The following is a 15,649-nucleotide window of genomic DNA, read 5'->3' as shown; positions in this document are numbered from 1 at the left end:
CGGCGCCTCAGGCGTTGGGCCGCTTGCCGTGGTTCGCCTTCTTCTTCTTGCGGGCCCGCTTCTTGTTGCCGCGCTTCGCCATGGGACTCCCTCTCGCTCGGGGAACGCTTCCGGGGCCAGCCTAGGATCGGGGCCGGAGTGCCGCACGTCGGTGCCACCGTCTTGAATGGTCCCGTGACCGTCTACGACGTGGCCCGGGCGCTGCCGGGCATCGAGGAACTGCGCGACCACTCCCGGGGGCTCGCGATGCTGGACGCCGTCCTGAGCCCGGAGTGGGAGGACCGGTACTACTCCTTCGACGCGCACTGGTCGGAGACCGAGCAGCTGGCGTCGATGAAGGACGGCCCCGGCGCCGAGTACACGATCGTCCTCTGCCCGGCGGGGGCGTACGCGCGCGTCTTCGACCACGAGTCGCCGCTGAGCCCGTACGGACCGCTCGCGGACGGGAAGACCTGGCCCGGGGTGCTCGACGGGGTCCCCGAGGCCTTCCGGGAGTACCTGACGGAGCCGGCGTTCACGGACGAGGACGGGGTGCACGTGACCACCGCCTGCCTGTGGCGCGAGACCACGGACACGGCCTGGCGGACGGGCCCGGTCGAGTTCCCGGACCCGGACGGCCACGAGGACCCGGACGGCTCCGGCCGCCTCCTCCACCTGCTCACCGACCGCTCGGCGGAGGCGTACGCCGCATGGGCGTCGGACTACTACGAGACCCCGGTCGACCTGGAAGCCGTACGCCACGTCCTGGCCCTGCGCCCGCTGACCCCTGAGCTCGTGGCGACCCTCAACCCCGAGGCGTCGCTCGTGGACCTGGCCGAGGACATCGCGGAGATCGGCTACCCGACGGCCTGACCGGCCGCCGCCCACTCCGGCGCCAGCACCGACATCACCGTCGCGTCCACCCGCTCGCCCTCCCACAGGAGCGCGCCCCGCAGCACGCCCTCCGCGCGGAAACCGGCCTTCTCGTAGGCGCGGCGGGCGCGGGGGTTGAAGGCGTACACCTCCAGCCAGATCCGGTACAGGCCGAGCGTCTCGAAGCCGTGGCCGACGATCAGCCGGGTCGCCTCCGTGCCCAGGCCCCGCCCGATGGCCTCGGGGACGAAGGCGATCCGGAAGGCGCAGCTCTCGTTGCCGGGGTCCCACTCGTTGAGGACGGCCTCGCCGACGACCCGCCCGGTCGCCCGCTCGACGACGGCGAGGTCGAGCCGGTCCTCCTGCGCGCCGCGCGAGCCGTACCACCGCACCAGGGCCGCCTCGTCGAAGCGGGTGTGGCCGCCGGTCAGCCGGGTGACCCCGGGGTCCTCGAACAGCGGCAGCAGCGCGGGCACGTCCGCTTCGGTGACGGGGCGGAGGACCACGCGGTCGCCGGTGAGGGTGGGCTTGTGCGAGAAGTCGGTCATTCCGGGATTCTCGGTGGCCGCCGCACGGGCTGTCGCGTCCATTCGAGGCCCGTACTCGCGTGTGTGAGGCCCCGTCCTACGGTCCTGCCGGCGCCGACCGTCCCACGACGACGCCCGCGCGGTCGATGCAGATCACGTCCACCGTGACCGGGGCGCCCCGCAGCACGGCGAGGGCCTCGTCGCGGGCGCGGGCGGCGACGAGGTCGCCCAGGGGCACGCCCGCGGCCTCGCAGAGGCGGAGGGCGGCGAGGCCCGTGTTGGCGTCGGCGATCTCGGCGGCGAGGGCCCCGGAGGCGCCGCCCGTGCGGGCGAGCTCGGCGAGGAAGGCCTTGTCGACCTGGGAGCGGGCCGAGTGGAGGTCCAGGTGGCCCGCGGCCAGCTTGGAGAGCTTGGCGAAGCCGCCGCAGATCGTGAGCCGGTCGACGGGGTGGCGGCGGACGTACTTGAGGACGGCGCCCGCGAAGTCGCCCATGTCGAGGAGGGCGATCTCCGGAAGGTCGTAGAGCTCCGTGACGGTCCGCTCGGAGGTGGAGCCGGTGCAGCCCGCCACGTGGGTGAGGCCGCCCGCGCGGGCCACGTCGACGCCCCGGCGGATGGAGTCGATCCACGCGGAGCAGGAGTAGGGGACGACGACGCCGGTCGTGCCGAGGATCGACAGGCCGCCGAGGATGCCGATGCGGGGGTTCCAGGTGGAGCGGGCGATCTCGGCGCCGTTGTCGACGGAGATCGTGATCTCGACGTCCCCGGGGGCGTCGTGCGCGGCGGCGACGGCGGCGACGTGCTCGCGCATCAGCCGTCGGGGCACGGGGTTGATGGCCGGTTCGCCGACCTCCAGGGGCAGGCCCGGCAGGGTGACGGTGCCGACGCCGGGACCCGCGCGGAAGACGACGCCGGAGCCGGCCGGCAGGAGCCGAACGGTCGAGCGGATCACGGCCCCGTGGGTGACGTCCGGGTCGTCGCCGGCGTCCTTGACGACGGCGGCCATGGCGGCATCGGCCGTCAGGGCCTCGGCGGTCAGCGCGAAGGACGGCGTCTGGCCCTTCGGCAGCGTGATCGTCACCGGGTCCGGGAAGTCGCCGGTGAGCAGCGCGGTGTACGCGGCGGTGGTGGCCGCCGTCGCGCAGGCACCGGTCGTCCATCCCGGGCGGAGGCCGGTGTGCTTGAGTTGGGCCTCACGCCCGCCGCCTGAAGTCACGAAGGGGCTCCTGTGCACGTACTCGTTCTCGGCGGGACCACCGAGGCCCGCGCCCTCGCCGGACTGCTGCACGGCCGGGTCCGGGTCACCAGCTCCCTCGCGGGCCGGGTGGCGAGCCCCCGGCTGCCGGTCGGGGAGGTCCGGATCGGCGGCTTCGGCGGGCCGGAGGGGCTCGCCGCGTGGGTGCGGGAGCACGCCGTGGACGCGGTCATCGACGCCACCCATCCCTTCGCCGAGCGGATCAGCTTCAACGCGGCCCGGGCGGCCGCCACCGCCCATGTTCCCCTGTTGGCGCTGCGCCGTCCCGGGTGGGTCCCGGGGGAGGGCGACGACTGGCGTTCCGTGGCGTCCCTGGAGGAGGCGGCCCGGGCCCTGGACGGCCTGGGCGACCGGGTGTTCCTGACGACCGGCCGGATGGGCCTGGCGGCCTTCGCCGGCTGCCCGCAGTGGTTCCTGGTCCGCTCGGTGGACGCCCCGGACGCCCCGATGCCGGCCCGCACCGAGATCCTCCTCGACCGGGGCCCCTTCACCCTGGACGGCGAACGCGAGCTCCTGGCCCGGCACCGGATCGACGTGGTGGTGACGAAGGACAGCGGCGGCGCGGCGACCTCCCCGAAACTGACGGCGGCCCGCGAGGCGGGCCTCCCGGTGGTGGTGGTCCGCCGCCCGCCGGTCCCCTCAGGCGTCCCGGTGGCGGCGACCCCGGAGGAGGCCGCCGCCTGGGTGGCTACGGGGTGACGGGCGTGCCGAGTTCGGTGACCTCGGCCCAGTTCAGGCTCGGGTCGTCGAGGTAGATCCGGTGGTACGAGGTGTCGACGGCGAGCACGCCGCACGGGAGCGGCAAGATCCGACCGCACCGAGCTGACCGGCTCGCGCCGTTCCCCGAGCTCGAAGACCGTTCGCGAGGTCATCAGGCCATCACCGGTCGGTCCGCGACAGCTCGGCCGACACCGGCCGGCAACGCTGAGAACGATACGACTCGTCACAGGGAGAGGGCCCTTTCCGGACCTCTGTGTGGCATGTGAAACAGGTGAAGACCGATGTGATTCGTGAGTGGGGCAGGGGCGTGCGCTCGCCCTCCACCTGTTCGACGGGATCGCTCAGCCATGTCGTCGCGTCGGTGCGATCGCGAACACTGTAGACGGAAAGACCGTCGAGCCACGGGAGTAAACCAGCCTCTCATGGTTTGCTCTCGGTTACGTCGAGATGGCATCGGCTACCCTCGCCCGGGTATCGCAAGCAACTCGGGTACGGGGGGACACACATGGGTTGGGATCTCAATGTCTCGGCGGGGGAGTTGCGGGCCTCGGCCGGGGCCGCCGACACTCTGGCAGCGGATCTGCAGGAGCCGCTGCGCAAGGCCGGCGCCGACCTGGCCTCCGCCGCAACGGCCTTCGGCTCGTGGACCGTGGGGCCGCAGATGACGCAGACCGGCGAAGGCTGGAGCTCGGCCCTGGAGACGCTGCGGGGACGCCTTTCCGAACACGCCCAAGGGATGCGACATCTCGCTGACGGGCGGGACGTCATGGAGCAGGACGTCATCTCCTGTTTCCAGGGCTGGTGACGGACATGACAGAGAATTTCGCCCAGCTGATGAAGCAGGACTTCGCGGACCTGGACAGTGCCGTTGCCTCCTGGAAGAAGCTCGCCGAAGCCCTGGCCGGAACCCAGACGAGCAGCGGCAAGCGGGTGACCGGGCCGCTGCACAGGGCAGGATGGACGGGCCTCAGCGCCACCTACGGCTTCGGTGCCATGGAGGCCACCGAGAGCAAGCTCGGCACGGCCCGCACCGATGCCCAGCTGATCGCCACGACCCTGGACACCCTGAACACGAAGATGCAGGCCGCGCAGCGCAAGTTGCGAACCGCGGTGGCCGACGCGGAGGCCGCGGGCCATCGGGTCCGCGACGACGGCTGGGTCGAGCCGAAGCAGGCCGTGGACCCGAAGTACCACAACGATCCGGACTATCAGGCCGTCCAGCAGCAGGCCAACGCCGGCCTCGGTGGCTTCCGCGCCCGGATCGACGAGGCCGTCACGGAAGCGACCACGGCGAGCACCGACGCCGCCGAGGTCCTGCGCCAGATCGACCCCTTCGACCTCGACAAGAGGTACGGCGGGGCCAACGCCCACGAGGACGCGGCCAGGGTCGCCGCGTTTGCCGGCATCGACGCGAAGGACATCCCCGACGGCAAGGACCCCCAGAAGGCCGCCGACTGGTGGGCCGGCCTGGACGAGGAGAAGCAGCGTTTCTACCTCGCGGCCTACCCCGAACAACTCGGCTCCCTCGACGGCCTGCCCGCGACCACCCGGGACCAGGCCAACCGGACGGTGCTCGACACGCGCATCAACGACTACGCGCTGCGGGAGGGCGGCCTCGGCTACCACGACCGCTACAGCTACCGGGGGCTGCTCGCGATGAAGGACCGCCTGGACCGCTCCGACACGGCTCCGGCGCACAAGCAGCTGTACCTGCTGGGGTTCGGCACGGAGAAGGACGGCCGCGCGATCGTCTCGGTCGGCAACCCGGACACGGCCCGGCACACGGCGGTCTCGGTGGCGGGGACGAGCAACCAGCTGGACAACTTCGGGGACCAGATCGACCGGGCGGAGAAGTTGCAGGGGGCGGCGGGCCGGTGGAGCGAGGGCCGGGGCACCGATGTGGCGGTCATCAGCTGGCTGGATTACGACGCTCCCGAAGCCAACTTCGAAGCGAACGACCCCGAACTGAACCTGGGGATCGCCACGACCGGTCGGGCCGAGGACGACGCCGAGACGTTGCGGGACTTCACCCACGGGCTGCGGGCATCACACGAGGGCGAGCGCACCCACCTCACCGTCATCGGACACAGTTACGGCTCCACCATGGTGGGCACGGCGGACGCGGGGGGCCGGGGCCTCGACACCGACGACATGGTCGTGGTCGGCAGCCCGGGCCTGAGCGTGGATCGGGCCGACCAGCTCCATGTCTCGCCCTCACACCTCTGGGCTGGGGCTGCGCCCGACGACGGCGTGGTGAATTGGACGGCGGGCAAAACCCTTGGCGCCGATCCGAAGGAGCCCGAATTCGGTGGTCAGCGGATGTACGTCGATACCAGTGGCCACAGCGGCTATTGGAACGACGGCAGCCAGAGTCTGAACAACCAGGGACGCATTATCGCGGGCAAGCAGCCGAATATCGGACCCCGCCCATGACCAGAAGGAGCTGCGGGCCCATGCCCACGTTGCGGAGGGCGTCTCTCGCCCTCGTTCCCGTTCTCGTACTGCTGCTGGGAGGCTGTGTGTCCGACGAAGCCAAGAACGATCCTCTTCCCCGGATGACCAAGGCGAAGGCCGAGGCATGGGCCAAGCACTGGGTCGAGTCCATGGCGCGCACCGCAGAGGCTGAGATCGTGCCGTCGACCTACCAGGCGAACTTCACCAACTGCCTGGGGAAGAACGGCGAGTCGGCAGACGACGGCCGGTTCACGCTGGCGTACGACGCCCGCGCGAAGCTTCCCAAGGCCCAGCAGGCCGCGGGCATCCTGGCGATCAAGAAAGAGCTCGAGAAGCAGGGCTTCAGGATCGTCGGCTATCGATCTGATCCGGCCTTGGACCCGTCCGACCTGGTAGATGCCGAGCATCCGAAGGACCGCCAGTTCGTGACCGCTGGGGACGTGTCCGACGAGCTGATCACCCTCGGCGTGAACACCCCCTGCCTCCTGCCGCCCGGAGTCGAGCAGCAGGAGTTCTGACCGTCGTCTGGGCCCCGGCCGTCAGCCGTACCGCCGCGGCGTCCACGCGATCGTGCGGCCGTCGCCCCGTTCGACCGCGCGCGTCTGCGAGGAGCCGATCAGGAGGAGGGTGCGCATGTCGACCTCGGAGGGGTCCAGGGTCTTGAGGGTGAGGACCCGGACCGACTGCTCCGGGCCGCCGACGTCGCGGGCGACGACCACCGGGGTCTCCGGGGCGCGGAGTTCCAGGAGGAGGTCGCGGGCGGCGGCCACCTGGTGGGTGCGGGACTTGGAGCCCGGGTTGTAGAGGGCGATGACCAGGTCGGCACCCGCCGCCGCGCGCAGCCGGGCCTCGATGACGTCCCAGGGCTTGAGGCGGTCGGAGAGGGAGATCGTGGCGTAGTCGTGGCCCAGGGGGGCGCCGGCCGCGGCGGCGGCGGCGTTCGCCGCGGTCACCCCCGGGAGGACCCGTACGGGCACGTCCGCGTACTCCGGTTCGCAGGCGACCTCCAGGACGGCCGTCGCCATGGCGAAGACGCCGGGGTCGCCGCCGGAGACGACCGCGACCCTGTGCCCGCGCCGGGCCAGGTCGAGGGCGAACTCGGCGCGCTCGGACTCGACCTTGTTGTCGGAGCCGTGGCGGATCTGGCCGGGGCGCAGGACGGGGACCCGGTCGAGGTACGTCGTGTAGCCGACGAGGACGTCGGCGTTGACGAGCGCGCCGCGCGACTCGGGGGTGAGCCAGGGCGCCCCGGCGGGGCCGGTGCCGACGACGGTGACCTCGCCCGCTTCCCGTACGGGGGGCTCCTGGTCGATGCGGGAGGGGAGGACGGCGACGGAGAAGTACGGGACCGAGGACGGGTCCACGTCCGTCAGCCGCTCCGTCCGCTCGCCCGTCATGAACGCGCGCTCCACGTAACGGGCGTCGTCCAGCCGGCCCGCCCGTTCCAGGGCCCGCCTCACGGTGGGGAAGGTGCGGCCGAGCTTCATGACGACCGCCGAGTCGGTGCCCGCGAGACGGGCCGTCAGCTCGTCCTCCGGCAGGGTGCCGGGGATGATCGTGAGGACCTCCTCCGCCTCGCACAGCGGCTCGCCGAGCCGGGCGGCGGCGGCGCTCACCGAGGTGACGCCGGGGATGACGGTCGTGTCGTAGCGGTCGGCGAGCCGCTTGTGCATGTGCTGGTACGAGCCGTAGAAGAGCGGGTCGCCCTCGGCGAGGACGGCGACGGTGCGGCCGGCGTCGAGGTGGGCGGCGAGGCGGGCCGAGGCCTCCTCGTAGAAGTCGTTCAGGGCGCCCCGGTAGCCGCCCGGGTGGTCCGTGGTCTCCACCGTGAGCGGGTACATCAGCCGCTCCTCGACGTGGTCCTCGCGGATGTGCTCGGCGGCGATGGAGCGCGCTATGGAGCGGCCGTGGCGGGCCGAGTGGTAGGCGATGACGTCGGCCTCGGCGATCGCCTTCACGGCGGCGACGGTCATCAGGTTCGGGTCGCCGGGGCCGAGGCCCACGCCGTACAGCTTGCCGGGCGTCACGGTGGTCATGCCTGGATCTCCTGGATCTCCGCTTCGTGGGCGAGGGCGTTGATCGCGGCGGCCGTCATCGCGCTGCCGCCGCGCCGGCCCCGTACGACCAGGTAGTCGAGGCCGAGGGTGTTCTCGGCGAGCGCGTCCTTGGACTCGGCGGCGCCGATGAAGCCGACCGGGATGCCGAGCACGGCGGCGGGCCTCCCGGCGCCCTTCGCGACCATCTCCAGGAGGTGGAAGAGGGCGGTCGGGGCGTTGCCGATGGCGACGACGGAGCCTTCGAGGCGGTCCCGCCACAGTTCGAGCGCGGCGGCGGAGCGGGTGGTGCCCAGCTCGGCGGCGAGGCCCGGCACGGCCGGGTCGGAGAGGGCGCAGAGCACCTCGTTGTCGGCGGGCAGCCGCTTGCGGGTGACGCCGCTGGCGACCATCTGCGCGTCGCAGAGGACGGGAGCGCCGGCCCGGAGGGCGGCGCGGGCGTTCGCGACGACCCGCGGCGAGTACGCGATGTCCTGCACGAGGTCGGTCATGCCGCAGGCGTGGATCATCCGGACCGCCACCTGGGCGACGTCGGCGGGCAGGCCCGCGAGGTCCGCCTCGGCGCGGATCGTGGCAAAGGACCGGCGGTAGATCTCCGTCCCGTCCTTCTCGTAGTCGAACATCCTGGTGCTCTCGCTCATCTCGTGTGGGCCGGCAGGCTGCGGGCCGTGGTCACCGCTTCGGGCAGGGAGGTGCGGGGGGTGGGGGCGCCGTCCACCAGGTAGGCGTCGTCGCCGGTGGCGAGGACGTCGACCCAGGTGCCGTGCGGGTGCCCGCAGCGGCGCTCGCACCCGGAGAAGTGGACGGGCAGGCCCCCGCGGTGGACGAGGGCGGCGTCCGTCCGGACGTCGGCGAGGGACTTGGCGCAGCCGGGCCGCCCGGTGCAGGCGCTGACCCCGACCGAGGGCAGGTCGGGCCGGGTGACCAGGCCGTACGTCTCCAGCTCGGGCAGCCGGTCGGCACGGGCTCCGACGACGACCGCGCCCCGCCAGGGCGTGAGCCGGAGCTCGTCGGCGCCGTCGGCCAGGGCCCGCAGTTGCGCGGCGGTCAGCCGGCCGAGGGGGGCGAGGACGTGCAGGGCGTGGTCGCCGAGCGGGCCGGGCGCGGGCGGCCGGGCCGCGGGCAGCGGCGGTACGGGTACGGGCTCCGCCGCGATCCCGGCCCGTGCGAGGGCACCGGCCCAGTCGGGGACGTGCTCGTCGGGCAGTTCGTGCGGCCGCCAGGCGCCGTTCCCGGCGGCCTCGGCGGCGTCGAGGAACGCGAGGGCGGTGGCGAGGGCGGCCCGTACGGCGTCGTCGGCGGCGAGGCGGAATACCCCCGGGGCCCCCGGGGCCTTCGGCCGGGGAGGTGCTCCCGGGGAGCCGGGCCGCAGCAGCGCGGACCCGTCCAGGCCTGCGACCAAGCTCACATCGCCGCCGAGTCCGGCGACGTCCCCGCGCCCGTCGTCGAGGACGAAGAGGAACCGTCCCGAAAGGGACGCGGCCCGGGGCTCGGCGCACAGGGCGGCGTCCAGCTCGCGCGCCCACAACTGCACGTCCGCGCAGCCGAGTCCGTCGAGCCCGGCGCCGGGCGAGGCCACGATGTTGCGGACGCGCTCGTGGGTGGGGGAGGGCAGCAGACCGGCCCCGGCCAGGAGCTCCGCCAGCTCCGCCCCGCAGCCCTCGCCGAGGCCGCGCAGCTCCGCGTTGCCGCGCGAGGTGATGCTGATCCGCCCGTCGCCGAGGGACTCGGCGGCGCGGGCCAGGACCTCGACCTGACGGGCCGTCAGGCGACCGGCGGGCAGGCGCAGTCGGGCGAGGCGTCCGTCGTCGGCGGGGTGCAGGCGCAGCGCCCCGGGGCAGGCGTCGCCACGGTCCCGTATGCGAACTTCACCCGGTTCGGGCGTCGGGGGTGGGGTGGGCGGCATGGCGGCGAGCATACCCACGGGGAACCGGCCGGCCACCGAGTGTGATCCGGTCGACCCCGCCGCTCCCTGGGGCCCGCCGACGCCACGATCTAGGATGCAGATCGGCATGGGGTCCCAGGACCCCGGGGAGGAAGCCCGGTGAGAATCCGGCGCGGTCCCGCCACTGTGAGCCCGTACCCGCGAGGGACGGGTGAGTCAGGAACTCCCGCCGTCCACTCGACCACCCGGGGCGCGGACAACCCCGAGGAAGGGCCTGAGCTCGCCATGCTCCTGCTGCTGTCGCACTCCGACACCGACCTGCTCAGCGCCCGCGCGGCCGGAGGGCCGGTGGAGTACCGCTTCGCCAACCCCTCCCGCCTCCCGCTCGCCGACCTCCCGGCCCTCCTCGACGGCGCCGACCTGGTCGTCGTCCGCCTCCTCGGCGGCGTCCGCTCCTGGCAGGAGGGCCTGGACGCGGTCCTCGCCGCCGGGAAGCCGGTCGTCGTCCTCAGCGGCGAGCAGGCCCCCGACGCCCAGCTCATGGAGGCCTCCACCGTCCCGGTCGGCGTCGCCACCGAGGCCCACGCCTATCTGGCACACGGCGGCCCGGCCAACCTGGAGCAGCTGGCCCGCTTCCTCTCCGACACCGTCCTGCTCACCGGCCACGGCTTCGACGCCCCGGCCGCCGCCCCCACCTGGGGCCCGCTGGAGCGGACCCCCAGGGCCGACGTGACCGGCCCGACCGTCGCCGTGCTCTACTACCGCGCCCACCACATGAGCGGGAACACCGCCTTCGTCGACGCCCTGTGCGGGGCGATCGAGGACGCGGGCGCCCGCGCCCTCCCGCTGTACGTGGCGTCCCTGCGCGCCCCGGAGCCGGAGCTGCTCGACCGTCTCCGTACGGCCGACGCGATCGTCACCACCGTCCTCGCCGCCGGCGGCACCAAGCCCGCCGAGGCCCAGGCCGGCGGCGACGAGGAGGCCTGGGACGCGGGCGCGCTCGCCGCGCTCGACGTGCCGATCCTCCAGGCCCTGTGCCTGACCGGCTCGCGGTCCGCGTGGGAGGAGAACGACGAGGGCCTCTCCCCGCTGGACGCCGCCAGCCAGGTCGCCGTGCCCGAGTTCGACGGCCGCCTCATCACCGTCCCCTTCTCCTTCAAGGAGATCGACGAGGACGGACTGCCCGCGTACGTCGCCGACGCCGAGCGCGCCGCACGCGTCGCCGGGATCGCGGTCCGGCACGCCCGGCTCCGCCACATCCCGAACGCCGAGAAGAAGCTGGCGCTCGTCCTCTCCGCGTACCCGACGAAGCACTCCCGCATCGGCAACGCCGTCGGCCTCGACACCCCCGCCTCCGCCGTCGCGCTCCTGCGCCGCCTCATCGCCGAGGGCTACGACTTCGGGCCCGTCGAAGACCTCCCCGGCCTGGTCTCCGGCGACGGCGACGAGCTGATCTACGCCCTCATCGAGGCCGGCGGCCACGACCAGGACTGGCTGACCGAGGAGCAGCTCGCGAAGAACCCGGTCCGCATCCCGGCCGCCGACTACAAGCGCTGGTACGCGACCCTGCCCGCCGAACTCCGCGAGCAGGTGGAGGAGCACTGGGGCCCCGCGCCCGGCGAGATGTTCCTCGACCGCTCCCGCAACCCGGAGGGCGACATCGTCCTCGCCGCCCTGCGGCGCGGGAACCTCCTGATCCTCATCCAGCCGCCGCGCGGCTTCGGCGAGAACCCGATCGCGATCTACCACGACCCCGATCTCCCGCCGTCCCACCACTACCTGGCCGCCTACCGCTGGATCGCCGCCCGCGCCGAGGACGGCGGCTTCGGCGCCGACGCCATGGTCCACCTCGGCAAGCACGGCAACCTGGAGTGGCTGCCCGGCAAGAACGCCGGCCTGTCCGCCGCCTGCGGCCCCGACGCGGCCCTCGGCGACATCCCGCTGATCTACCCGTTCCTCGTCAACGACCCGGGCGAGGGCACCCAGGCCAAGCGGCGCGTCCACGCCACCCTCGTCGACCACCTGGTGCCGCCGATGGCCCGCGCCGACTCGTACGGCGACATCGCCCGCCTGGAGCAGCTGCTCGACGAGTACGCGCAGATCAGCTCGATGGACCCGGCGAAGCTCCCGGCCATCCGCGCCCAGATCTGGACCCTGATCCAGGCCGCCAAGCTCGACCACGACCTGGGGCTCGAAGAGCGGCCCGAGGACGACGGCTTCGACGACTTCCTGCTGCACGTCGACGGCTGGCTGTGCGAGGTCAAGGACGCCCAGATCCGCGACGGCCTGCACGTCCTCGGCGGCGCGCCGGAGGGCGAGGCCCGGGTCAACCTGGTCCTCTCCATCCTCCGCGCCCGCCAGATCTGGGGCGGCACGCAGGCGCTGCCCGGTCTGCGCGAGGCCCTCGGCCTGGACGAGTCGGCCGCGACCCGCACCACCGCCGACGAGGCGGAGGCGAAGGCGCGCGAGCTGGTCGAGGCGATGGAGGCCGCCGACTGGGCGGTGCACGCGATCGACACGGTCGCCGCCGCGTACGGCCCCGAGGTCCGCGAGGTGCTGACCTTCGCCGCCCTCCAGGTCGTGCCGCGTCTCGCCGCCACCACCGACGAGCTGGCCCACGCCGTGCACGCCCTGAACGGCGGCTTCGTCCCGGCCGGCCCGTCCGGCTCCCCGCTCCGGGGCCTGGTCAACGTCCTGCCGACCGGCCGCAACTTCTACTCCGTCGACCCCAAGGCCGTGCCGTCCCGGCTCGCCTGGGAGACCGGCCAGGCGCTCGCCGACTCGCTCCTGGAGCGCTACCGCGCCGACAACGGCGAGTGGCCGACGTCCGTCGGACTCTCCCTCTGGGGCACCAGCGCGATGCGCACCGCCGGCGACGACGTCGCCGAGGCGCTCGCCCTGCTCGGCGTCCGCCCGCTGTGGGACGAGGCCTCCCGCCGGGTCAACGGCTTGGAGCCCATTCCGCTCGCCGAGCTCGGCCGCCCGCGCGTCGACGTGACGCTGCGCATCTCGGGCTTCTTCCGGGACGCGTTCCCGCACGTCATCGGCCTCCTCGACGACGCCGTACGGCTGGTGGCGGGCCTGGAGGACGAGTCCGCCTCGGACAACTACGTGCGGGCCCACGCGCAGGCCGACCTCGCCGAGCACGGCGACGAACGGCGCGCCACCACCCGCATCTTCGGCTCCCGCCCCGGCACGTACGGCGCGGGCATCCTCCAGCTGATCGACTCGCGCGACTGGCGCACGGACGCGGACCTCGCCGAGGTCTACACGGTGTGGGGCGGGTACGCGTACGGGCGCGGGCTCGAAGGGCGCCCGGCGCGCGCCGAGATGGAGACCGCGTACAAGCGGATCGCGGTCGCCGCGAAGAACACGGACACGCGCGAGCACGACATCGCCGACTCCGACGACTACTTCCAGTACCACGGCGGCATGGTCGCGACCGTCCGCGCGCTCACCGGCACCGCGCCCGAGGCGTACATCGGCGACTCGACCCGCCCCGAGACCGTCCGCACCCGGACCCTGGTCGAGGAGACCTCCCGCGTCTTCCGCGCCCGCGTGGTCAACCCGCGCTGGATCGAGGCGATGCGCCGCCACGGCTACAAGGGCGCGTTCGAGCTGGCGGCGACCGTCGACTACCTCTTCGGGTACGACGCGACGACGGGTGTCGTCGCCGACTGGATGTACGACAAGCTCACGCAGGAGTACGTCCTCGACCCGGAGAACCAGGCCTTCCTCAAGGAGGCCAACCCGTGGGCCCTGCACGGCATCGCGGAGCGGCTCCTGGAGGCGGAGTCGCGCGGGATGTGGGAGAAGCCGGACCCGGAGACGCTGGCCGCGCTGCGCCAGGTCTTCCTGGAGACGGAGGGCGACTTGGAGTCCGACGAGTAGCACCCGCCCCGCCACCCGCCCGTGTGGGCAGTCGTCCCGCAGGGCGAGGGGGTCCCCCCTGCTCGAGCGAAGCCGAGAGCTTGGGGGAGGGTGGGCACACGGGACGGCGCCCTTGAGCGGCGCCTCCGCGTTCCGCGCCTGGACCCGCACCACGAGCCGGGCGCGCCAAAGGGCGCGGGTCAGGGCGCGGGAGCCTGGGCCCGGCAAGGGGCGCCGTTCCGTTGTGCCCACCCGTTCCGCCCTGCGGAACGACTGCCCACAACGGGGGGTGCGGGGGCGGGCATCGCCCCGGCGGGGCGGAGGTCCACCACGGGAGGCCGGTCCGCAGCGGGCGGGGGCAGTTCGAGGTGGTGGCCGCGGAAGCGGGAGCGCAGGCGGCGGTCGTGGCTGACGATCACCAGCGTCCCCCGGTACGCCGCCAGCGCCGCCTCCAGTTCTTCCACCAGGCCCGGCGCCAGGTGGTTGGTCGGCTCGTCCAGGAGCAGCAGGTCGGCCGGCGCGGTCACGAGCCGCGCCAGTTCGAGCCTGCGGCGCTGGCCGGCCGACAGGCGGCACACCGGGACCGTCAGGTCCCGGGCGGCGAAGAGCCCGAGGGAGAGCAACTCCTCCGTGCGCTCCTCGCCGAAGGCCTCGCTCACCGTACGGGGGTCGGTGGGCGGGGCCACCTCCTGCCGGAGCAGGCCCACCCGGGCGGGCGTCCTCACCGTGCCGGCGTCGGGGGCGAGTTCGCCCGCGAGCACCTTCAGGAGGGTGGTCTTCCCGGCTCCGTTGGGGCCGGTCACGAGGAGTCGTCCGCCCGGCTCCAGGTGCAGGGCGTCCAGGCGGAGCCGTCCCCCGACCCGTACGCCGGTCAGGTCGACCGCCGCGCCCTCGCCCGCCAGGTCCGCGCGGAAGCGGAGCGGCTCGGGCGGCGGCGGCACGGGGTGCTCGGTGAGCCGGGCGAGCCGCTCGCGGGCGGCCCGGATCCTGCTCATCGCGCCGTGCGCCCGTGACCGGGCCCGGAAGGCGCCCGCCCCGCTGAACGCCGCCGGGGCCTTGCGGGGGATCGCCGAGAACCGGTCGATGTGCGTGTCGGCCAGGGCCCGGTACCGGGCGAGCTCCTCCTTCCACTCCGCGTACTCCCGCTGTCGGCGGGCCCGCTCGGCGGCGCGTCCGGCGAGGTGGCCGCGGTAGCCGTCGCCGTACCGCCGCACGGTGTGGCGGTCCTCGTCGACCTCCAGGACGGCGGTGGTGACGTGGTCGAGGAAGGCGCGGTCGTGCGAGACGGCGACGACCGTGCCCCGGTGGGTGCGCAGCCGCTCCTCCAGCCAGGCCACGGCCTCGTCGTCGAGGTCGTTCGTCGGCTCGTCGAGCAGCAGCAGTTCGGGGTCGGCGGCGAGGACGCCGGCGAGGGCGAGCCGGGACCGCTGGCCGCCGGAGAGCGTGCGGAGGGGCCGGTCCCGGTCGATCGGGCCGGGCTCGCCGAGCCGCCGCAGGACGGTCTCGACGCGCCGGTCGGCTCCGGCGCCGCCCCGCGCCTCGTGGGCGGCGAGCAGTTCCGCGTACGAGGCGAGGGCGGCGTCCGGGCCGGGGCCGGTGCCGCTGCCCGCGGTGGACAGTTCGGCCTCCGCCGTACGGATCGCCCGCTCCAGCTCCCGTATCTCCGCGAGCGCGTGGTCGACGGCGTCGCCGACGGTCGCGTCCGCAGGGAGGTCGAGGGTCTGGGCGAGGTGGCCGAGTCCCCCGGGGGCTTCGACGGTCACCGTGCCGTTGTCGGGGGTCTCCAGGCCGGCGAGGAGCCGGAGGAGGGTGGACTTGCCCGAGCCGTTGTCGCCGACGACGCCGAGGCGTTCGCCGGGGCGGACGGTGAACGAGACGCGGTCGAGGACGGTCCGGCGGTGGACGTGCCGGTCGTCGTACCGCCGGGTGACGTCGATGAATCGGGCACGGAACAAGGGCGACCTCCTGCCGTCGGGGACACGGGCGCGAGACGTGACGTCTCGTTTGGAGGACGGTACGGCATGCGGAGGGA

Annotated in this window: 13 protein-coding genes and 1 riboswitch; of the genes, 6 read left to right on the top strand and 7 right to left on the bottom strand. The window is 73.7% G+C overall.

From position 1 onward, the window contains the following. Positions 1–7: 7 nt before the first annotated feature. Positions 8–82: a 50S ribosomal protein bL37 gene (locus ACFYUZ_RS06115; RefSeq protein ID WP_099895366.1), complete on the bottom strand. Its 75-nt coding sequence runs from the start codon at positions 80–82 to the stop codon at positions 8–10. A 92-nt stretch (positions 83–174) separates the two neighbouring features. Here ACFYUZ_RS06115 and ACFYUZ_RS06110 point away from each other — a divergent pair, with 92 nt between their 5' ends. Next, positions 175–852: a hypothetical protein gene (locus ACFYUZ_RS06110; RefSeq protein ID WP_389306670.1), complete on the top strand. Its 678-nt coding sequence runs from the start codon at positions 175–177 to the stop codon at positions 850–852. On the opposite strand, the gene ACFYUZ_RS06105 is transcribed toward ACFYUZ_RS06110, so the two are convergent. Continuing rightward, the gene (locus tag ACFYUZ_RS06105; protein WP_389306668.1) at positions 837–1,400 is read right to left on the bottom strand and encodes a GNAT family N-acetyltransferase; all 564 of its coding nucleotides are present in this window, start codon (positions 1,398–1,400) and stop codon (positions 837–839) included. The genes ACFYUZ_RS06110 and ACFYUZ_RS06105 overlap by 16 nt on opposite strands. A gap of 76 nt (positions 1,401–1,476) precedes the next feature. Further along, positions 1,477–2,595, bottom strand: coding sequence for a cobalt-precorrin-5B (C(1))-methyltransferase (locus tag ACFYUZ_RS06100; RefSeq protein WP_389306667.1), 1,119 nt, complete (start codon positions 2,593–2,595; stop codon positions 1,477–1,479). 12 nt (positions 2,596–2,607) lie between these two features. Here ACFYUZ_RS06100 and ACFYUZ_RS06095 point away from each other — a divergent pair, with 12 nt between their 5' ends. From ACFYUZ_RS06095 to ACFYUZ_RS06080, 4 genes are all read left to right on the top strand, one after another. Next, positions 2,608–3,333 carry a cobalt-precorrin-6A reductase gene (locus ACFYUZ_RS06095; RefSeq protein ID WP_389306666.1) on the top strand — a complete coding sequence of 242 codons (726 nt, stop codon included), beginning with the start codon at positions 2,608–2,610 and terminating at the stop codon, positions 3,331–3,333. A gap of 526 nt (positions 3,334–3,859) precedes the next feature. Further along, positions 3,860–4,159, top strand: coding sequence for a hypothetical protein (locus ACFYUZ_RS06090; protein WP_389306665.1), 300 nt, complete (start codon positions 3,860–3,862; stop codon positions 4,157–4,159). A 5-nt stretch (positions 4,160–4,164) separates the two neighbouring features. Next, positions 4,165–5,787 (top strand): alpha/beta hydrolase, encoded by a 1,623-nt coding sequence (locus ACFYUZ_RS06085; RefSeq protein ID WP_389306664.1) that lies wholly within the window; start codon positions 4,165–4,167, stop codon positions 5,785–5,787. An 86-nt stretch (positions 5,788–5,873) separates the two neighbouring features. Next, a complete protein-coding gene (locus ACFYUZ_RS06080; protein WP_389306663.1) occupies positions 5,874–6,326 on the top strand; it encodes a hypothetical protein in 453 nt (150 codons plus the stop codon). Between the two features lie 21 nt (positions 6,327–6,347). On the opposite strand, the gene cobJ is transcribed toward ACFYUZ_RS06080, so the two are convergent. Genes cobJ through ACFYUZ_RS06065 form a run of 3 tightly spaced genes read right to left on the bottom strand, consistent with a single transcriptional unit; the run spans position 6,348 to position 9,780 of the window. Continuing rightward, entirely contained in the window at positions 6,348–7,844 is a 1,497-nt protein-coding gene (gene cobJ, locus ACFYUZ_RS06075; RefSeq protein ID WP_389306662.1) for a precorrin-3B C(17)-methyltransferase, read from the bottom strand. Further along, on the bottom strand, positions 7,841–8,503 hold the full coding sequence (locus ACFYUZ_RS06070) for a precorrin-8X methylmutase (protein ID WP_389306661.1): 663 nt from the start codon (positions 8,501–8,503) through the stop codon (positions 7,841–7,843). The genes cobJ and ACFYUZ_RS06070 overlap by 4 nt, the downstream gene beginning before the upstream one ends. After that, positions 8,500–9,780: a cobalamin biosynthesis protein CobG gene (locus tag ACFYUZ_RS06065; RefSeq protein WP_389306659.1), complete on the bottom strand. Its 1,281-nt coding sequence runs from the start codon at positions 9,778–9,780 to the stop codon at positions 8,500–8,502. The genes ACFYUZ_RS06070 and ACFYUZ_RS06065 overlap by 4 nt, the downstream gene beginning before the upstream one ends. Positions 9,781–9,859: 79 nt before the next feature. Continuing rightward, positions 9,860–9,992: riboswitch (cobalamin riboswitch) on the top strand. Between the two features lie 40 nt (positions 9,993–10,032). On the opposite strand from ACFYUZ_RS06065, the gene cobN reads away from it, so the two are divergent. After that, positions 10,033–13,638, top strand: coding sequence for a cobaltochelatase subunit CobN (gene cobN, locus ACFYUZ_RS06060; protein WP_389306657.1), 3,606 nt, complete (start codon positions 10,033–10,035; stop codon positions 13,636–13,638). A 179-nt stretch (positions 13,639–13,817) separates the two neighbouring features. Here cobN and ACFYUZ_RS06055 read toward each other — a convergent pair whose 3' ends face one another. Beyond that, on the bottom strand, positions 13,818–15,572 hold the full coding sequence (locus tag ACFYUZ_RS06055) for an ABC-F family ATP-binding cassette domain-containing protein (RefSeq protein WP_389306656.1): 1,755 nt from the start codon (positions 15,570–15,572) through the stop codon (positions 13,818–13,820). Between the last annotated feature and the right edge of the window lie 77 nt (positions 15,573–15,649).

It is taken from the genome of Streptomyces sp. NPDC004266 (genome assembly GCF_042874095.1).
Classification (GTDB): domain Bacteria; phylum Actinomycetota; class Actinomycetes; order Streptomycetales; family Streptomycetaceae; genus Streptomyces.
The sequence above is the reverse complement of the archived record's forward strand: the minus strand, read 5'-3'. Positions and strand labels throughout refer to the sequence as shown.

Bases quoted from the DNA above. Each gene is read 5' to 3' on its own strand.
- ACFYUZ_RS06105 (WP_389306668.1), bottom strand. From the start codon at position 1,400: ATGACCGACTTCTCGCACAAGCCCACCCTCACCGGCGACCGCGTGGTC.
- ACFYUZ_RS06090 (WP_389306665.1), top strand. From the start codon at position 3,860: ATGGGTTGGGATCTCAATGTCTCGGCGGGGGAGTTGCGGGCCTCGGCC.
- ACFYUZ_RS06085 (WP_389306664.1), top strand. From the start codon at position 4,165: ATGACAGAGAATTTCGCCCAGCTGATGAAGCAGGACTTCGCGGACCTG.
- cobJ (WP_389306662.1), bottom strand. From the start codon at position 7,844: ATGACCACCGTGACGCCCGGCAAGCTGTACGGCGTGGGCCTCGGCCCC.
- ACFYUZ_RS06070 (WP_389306661.1), bottom strand. From the start codon at position 8,503: ATGAGCGAGAGCACCAGGATGTTCGACTACGAGAAGGACGGGACGGAG.
- ACFYUZ_RS06065 (WP_389306659.1), bottom strand. From the start codon at position 9,780: ATGCTCGCCGCCATGCCGCCCACCCCACCCCCGACGCCCGAACCGGGT.
- cobN (WP_389306657.1), top strand. From the start codon at position 10,033: ATGCTCCTGCTGCTGTCGCACTCCGACACCGACCTGCTCAGCGCCCGC.